The 6,000-nt window shown below is 48.1% G+C and carries 5 protein-coding genes and 1 pseudogene; 3 read left to right on the plus strand and 3 right to left on the minus strand.

The features are described 5' to 3' along the window. Positions 1-310 precede the first annotated feature (310 nt). A complete protein-coding gene (locus tag NC997_RS25665; protein WP_190454780.1) occupies positions 311-664 on the minus strand; it encodes a DOPA 4,5-dioxygenase family protein in 354 nt (117 codons plus the stop codon). Between the two features lie 526 nt (positions 665-1,190). Here NC997_RS25665 and katG point away from each other — a divergent pair. The 3 genes from katG to NC997_RS25680 all read left to right on the plus strand — a co-directional run bounded on the left by katG (position 1,191) and on the right by NC997_RS25680 (position 4,662). Next, a complete protein-coding gene (gene katG / locus NC997_RS25670; RefSeq protein ID WP_190525996.1) occupies positions 1,191-3,419 on the plus strand; it encodes a catalase/peroxidase HPI in 2,229 nt (742 codons plus the stop codon). Between the two features lie 489 nt (positions 3,420-3,908). Then, positions 3,909-4,121, plus strand: coding sequence for a helix-turn-helix transcriptional regulator (locus tag NC997_RS25675; protein ID WP_190525998.1), 213 nt, complete (start codon positions 3,909-3,911; stop codon positions 4,119-4,121). Further along, positions 4,114-4,662, plus strand: a complete 549-nt coding sequence (locus NC997_RS25680; protein ID WP_190526000.1) for a restriction endonuclease — start codon at positions 4,114-4,116, stop codon at positions 4,660-4,662. Before NC997_RS25675 ends, NC997_RS25680 begins: the two co-directional genes overlap by 8 nt. On the opposite strand, the gene NC997_RS25685 is transcribed toward NC997_RS25680, so the two are convergent. Both NC997_RS25685 and NC997_RS25690 read right to left on the minus strand, forming a co-directional pair. After that, complete coding sequence (locus tag NC997_RS25685) at positions 4,625-5,515, minus strand: site-specific DNA-methyltransferase (protein ID WP_190526006.1); 891 nt, start codon at positions 5,513-5,515, stop codon at positions 4,625-4,627. The genes NC997_RS25680 and NC997_RS25685 overlap by 38 nt on opposite strands. A gap of 344 nt (positions 5,516-5,859) precedes the next feature. Further along, positions 5,860-6,000, minus strand: a pseudogene (locus NC997_RS25690) (IS630 family transposase); the annotation flags it as partial.

Here is a 6,000-nt window from a genome sequence, read left to right on the forward strand (position 1 = left end):
CACGTTGCAAAGAATCAATTATTGACCGGATGAAACCCAGGAATATTATGAGGAGTTACTGTCGCTCGAAGACAAAATAGATAGCTTAGTGTACCGTCACAACTCACAAATGAAGCAAGCTAATTGCCTACGGAAACCAACTTCTAGTACACGATCAGATGCTGGGCGATCGCTCTCAGTTTAGGTACCGAACTGGGCGAGAGGTGTGAAAATGCGGCTAGCCTTCACTTTGTGAATGGGAGTGCGATCGCCCCATAACACCCTTATTAGGGGAGATAGATAACTGCGATCGCCACTAGCTGTCTCATTATTAGCGGATTCCAATCGCCCTTAGGATCTCGATATTCAGCTCTAGCTTCTCTCCCAACCACAGAGAACGATCGGTGTGGTCTCCCACATCATCGCCTGTTGAGGGGTGGACGAGAATATCCAATCCCTCACGATTGAGCATTAACCAAGGGACAACCTTGCCAAATTGCTCTGGTAAGAATGCAACTTGATACATCGCCTTTGGGTGTGGACCAATGGGCTTGTCATGCCAACGTCCGAGTTGCACTTCAAAAGACGCGCCCAATCCTTCACGTACACGCGCCGCCGCATCACGACTGGAAGTATCGAAGTAGATATGAGCATGAAAACCCGTAATCTGGGCAGTATCTTTCATAGCGCTTAGCTCCACTTTATCTGGGCGTCAACTAATCGTAACGGTTGAGTTCCTCTGTGGCAGCCAATACTTGCATCATAACTGACACTCTTGTCCGTCTAGTGCGATCGCCCCTTGCCGTAGGTTGGGTTGACAGAAGGAAACTCAACCTACGGCAAAGTTTGATCCAATTCCATAATGAACAATCAGTGCGATCGCAATCAGTACGCTGTGGTAGTAACTTAACTAATCGGGTTGCAATCTGCGCGACGCTTCGGTAACACCTGCCGTAGGATGCAAGGGAGAGCCGTAGGGCGAATGCAGCGCTGGAGTACGTCCCGCTTCGCTAACGCGATCGCACTCTTGGTTTATTGCTAATTAACTAATTGTTGCAAATCACAAATTCATTGTTTCAAATCATAACGTTGATTATATTTCTCTTCGATTATTTGTTCATCGATTATTCCAGTAATTACTATGTGCTATTTGTTGGCAATACCCGCAGTACATCAAAAAATCGACCCACACATCTTGATAGGAAAATAGTATGAGTAGCGGAAGCGGATGCCCATTTACGGGCGGCGGTCAGAAATCTCAGCCTCGTCATATGCCGTCGAACCGAGACTGGTGGCCGAATTATTTGAATCTGAGCATCCTCCACCAGCACACCCCCCAAGCCAATCCTATGGGTGAGGAATTCAACTACGCTGAGGAATTCAAGAGTCTTGACTTAGCTGCCTTGAGGGCAGATATCTACGAGCTGATGACCACCTCCCAGGACTGGTGGCCAGCCGACTACGGTCATTATGGGCCGCTCTTCATCCGGATGGCTTGGCACAGCGCCGGCACATATCGGATTGGCGATGGTCGCGGCGGCGCGGGTTCGGGTAGCCAGCGGTTTGAGCCGCTCAACAGTTGGCCGGACAATGCCAACCTCGACAAGGCGCGTATGTTGCTTTGGCCAATCAAGCAGAAATACGGCAAGAAAATCTCGTGGGCAGACCTCATGATCTTCGCTGGCAACTGCGCGCTTGAGTCGATGGGTTTCAAGACGTTGGGTTTTGCCGGTGGGCGCGTGGATGTCTGGCAGCCAGAGGAAGACATCTACTGGGGTTCTGAGAAAGCCTGGCTCAGCAATGAGCGTTACGAAGGCGATCGGGTGCTCCTGAATCCTCTCGCCGCCGTTCAGATGGGACTGATCTACGTGAACCCGGAAGGGCCAGACGGCGAGCCCGATCCGGTCGGCTCAGGGCGCGATATTCGCGACACCTTTGGTCGGATGGCGATGAACGACGAGGAGACAGTCGCGCTCACCGCCGGTGGCCACACGTTCGGCAAATGTCACGGTGCGGGCGAGGCGACGCACGTAGGGGCTGATCCTGGGGGTGCCACCATCATCGATCAGGGTCTCGGCTGGAAGAACGCCTTTAACACGGGTGTCGGCGTCGATGCGATCACCAGCGGTATCGAAGGCGCATGGACTCCCACTCCGACGCAGTGGGACAACAGCTATCTCGAAACCCTGTTTAAATATGACTGGGAGCTGACGAAAAGCCCCGCTGGCGCGTGGCAATGGAAGCCCAAGGGCGACGCTGGTGCGGGTACGGTACCCGACGCGCACGATCCGTCGAAACGGCACGCCCCCATGATGACCACGGCGGACATGGCGATGAAGATGGACCCCATCTACAACCAGATTGCGCGACGTTACCACGACAACCCGGATGAGTTTGCCGAGGCGTTCGCCAAGGCGTGGTTCAAGCTGACGCACCGCGACATGGGTCCCCGCTCGCGGTATCTCGGTTCAGAGGTTCCCCAGGAAGAGTTCTTGTGGCAAGATCCCATTCCCGCAGTCGATCATGAATTGATTGATGAGCAGGACATCGCTGCCCTCAAGGGCAAGATTCTTGCTTCGGGACTGTCTGTCTCCCAACTCGTTTCGACTGCTTGGGCGTCGGCGTCAACGTTCCGCTGCTCCGATATGCGCGGTGGAGCGAACGGGGGGCGCATTCGTCTCGCGCCGCAGAAGGATTGGGAAGTCAACCAGCCAGAGCAGTTGGCAACAGTGCTGCAAACCCTGGAGGGAATTCAACAGGAGTTTAACAGCTCGCAGTCTGGCGGCAAGCGGGTTTCGCTCGCTGACCTGATCGTTCTGGGCGGATGCGCGGGCATTGAGCAAGCGGCGAAAAATGCCGGTCACGATGTGACGGTTCCCTTCAAGCCGGGACGCACGGATGCGCTGCAAGAGAAAACGGATGTCGAGTCCTTCGCCGTGCTTGAGCCGACTGCGGACGGGTTCCGCAACTACAAAGGCGGCAAACATAGCGAATCGCTCGAAGAGCTACTGGTCGATCGGGCGCAGTTGCTGTCCCTGTCAGCCCCTCAGATGACGGCTCTCGTGGGCGGCTTGCGCGTTCTGGGTGCAAACTTTGGAGGGTCTAAACACGGCGTCTTCACCGATCGTCCAGAGACGTTGACCAATGACTTCTTCGTGAACCTGCTCGACCTGGGTACGACGTGGAAGGCGACCTCTGAAGATGAGTATGAGTTCGAGGGGAGCGATCGCAAAACAGGCGACCTGAAGTGGACTGCTACCCGTGTTGACCTGATCTTCGGCTCAAACTCTCAGCTCCGCGCCCTGGCGGAAGTCTATGGATGTGTGGACTCGCAGCAGAAGTTTGTCAATGACTTTGTGGCGGCGTGGGACAAGGTGATGAACTGCGATCGCTATGACCTTCGCTCAGTCTTAGCGAAAACCTCTGCGAGGAGTTTTTAAGCCTAGTATCAGCTACGCTAACTTGCAGTAATTTTGAACGCGAGTAGAAGCCAGAGACAAAAATGAGAGCGGCGTTTCAACTTTTCTTGAAACGCCGCTCTCGGCTTTATACCTTGATGCAAAGCTGCTTAAAAACTGCAATTAGGTTCTTGTTGGTGCCTAATTGTGCGATCGTTAACATGACCCAAAGCACACAGAAAATCCAATATATAAAATAGCTGCCCACAACGTTATGTGCGGCTGCATGCAGAGTAAATCTAACCTCTTGATGTACGTCGCTACTTGTTCCGAAGCATAACGTTCCCAATCACCCGCCGCAGATATCCCTAAAGGCTCACAGATATACTCGCGGCGGTCGAGTGCATTGGGGTTGTTATGCGGGTTAGGCACTGTACAAGAGTACCAACTCTTCAATTTTCGCTACTAATAGTCTGTTGACACCTATAGTCTGTCTACTTATAGTCATCATTGTTTGACATTGCCTTATGCATGGACATCGTAGAACTCTTTGGAAGCAAGGTCAGGCATTTTCGTAAACTTAGGCAGCTTTCACAGGATGAACTGGCTGAGCTCTGTGGACTGCATCGAACCTATATCGGTTCTGTTGAGCGGGGTGAAAGAAATATCACCCTAGTTAATGCGGAAAAAATAGCTCATGCTCTTTCAGTAAGTTTGTGTGACTTAGTTAAGAATAATGACTGAACAATCTTTGGAAAGTATTTTAATAAAATATCAAAATTCTTTTGTCGAAAAAGTTTATATTGATGAAAATGATGATCACGATCCCTTAATGGATGTATTCAGTTTGTCACCTCAACTAAAGAGGGAGAACAGACAATACTGGGGACGAGAACTCGGCATGTGCTGGCAATCGTTAGTCATTGAGGTGTGTCGAACCCATTGTAATGACTTTCAACCAGCCCTTAGATTTAAAAATGATGAACCTTGCGACTTGGTAGTTGGGAATCGCGCGATTGATACCAAGTACAGAATCGGTTCTGGTGATTCAGGAACTTTAAAGAAGTTTAAATCTTATGGTTCCTTACTTAGGGAAAATGGATATGAGCCGATTTTCCTGATTCTCAGGAAAGATAATTTAGCTGCTGCCATTACAGCATGTCACGTAGGAACTTGGGGTGTTTATATTGGCGACGACTCGTTTGGATTTTTGAGAAATTTAACCGGGTTTGATCTTAAAGCTTTTCTTATAGAGAGAGCGGGAGCCTACCCTGTAAACCGCTAACATTGTCGAGCCGTGACTTGATGATGTCAACATAATCAGGCACTATTTCAATGCCGACATAGTTGATATTCAGTTCTTTTGCTGCAACTAAAGTAGTTCCTGAACCTGCAAAGGGATCTAGCAGAATCGAACTATCAGTTCTAGGCACAAATATTTCAACCAACTTTCTCATAAGCGCCAAAGGCTTGACAGTGCAATGGATATTAAAGTCTTCATTTTTCTCTCTCGGAACATTCTCTAGGATGTTTGACTGAAACCCCCCTAAGTCGTTCTTAGTAAAGAAAAGACCTGTGCCATGTTCCATTAAAGTTTCCAAGTAATTATTAATAAGAGGTTTTTGTAGTACACAAATAGCTTCCCACTCATTTCTCAGGCAGCTATGCCAACCATCCCATGATTCAGGATTTTTATACCCCCTCTTCTCAAGTTGCTTTTTAATGTTCACTCCTTTTGGAATGCCACTTGATCTTCTATAAACAACTATGTCTCTTGCATAAAAACCAGCACTTTCAAGAGCTACCTGCACGTGTGCAACTGTACGTGTGCTATTAAAAACAAGAACTGTTGCACCTGGCTTACAAATACGAAAAAGTTCTGTGCCCCAATCAAAGCACCACTTTTCATAATCCAGAATATTCTCACGATTTCGCTGATACCACCTTTCGTTTCTAACTCCGCCAGCTAAACCACTACCGTAAGGAATATTTTTCACCAGGGTTTTACTATCTTTGGTGCTGACTCTATCTATTCGCCTTTGTATCTCTGAGTCGTCCCACTTGTGCCCTATGAACTCATAGTTATAGGGAGGATCAGTTATGCAAGCCGATATGTAATCACTGGGGATGTTCCCCATCACTTCGCGGCAGTCACCAAGCAGTACTTCGTTAAGTGGCAATGCTGTCACAGGTCATTAAAGTATCATCAATATGATACTTATAGAGTGCATTTTGTCTTTTGTCAATGATATTACGGACAGATATACCAAGGAATCTGGGAGGAATGCCGCATAACTATTTATTATACGGAAAGCTTCCGTATAATCTTTTTCTCAATCCTAATACATCAAGCATTATAACGGATTCTTGCCTGAATCTACGGAAAACTTCTTTTTTACCCGCTTATTTAGGTAATATACAGAATTTTTCCGTATAACTACCTTTTACAGGAGGATTATATGGAATTTTTCCTTGTAAGTGCTTAAGCAAAATTAATTACATATTCGGTTCCGACTTTTTTTAGCACATTTTTGACATACTTTACTAAACTTTTCCAGTCCCGATAAGCCTCTATCTCTATCCATTCATATTTCATAAACTTCCATAAGATTTCAATTAAGTT

Source organism: Trichocoleus sp. DQ-A2 (assembly GCF_039961915.1).
Lineage (GTDB): Bacteria > Cyanobacteriota > Cyanobacteriia > Cyanobacteriales > FACHB-T130 > FACHB-T130.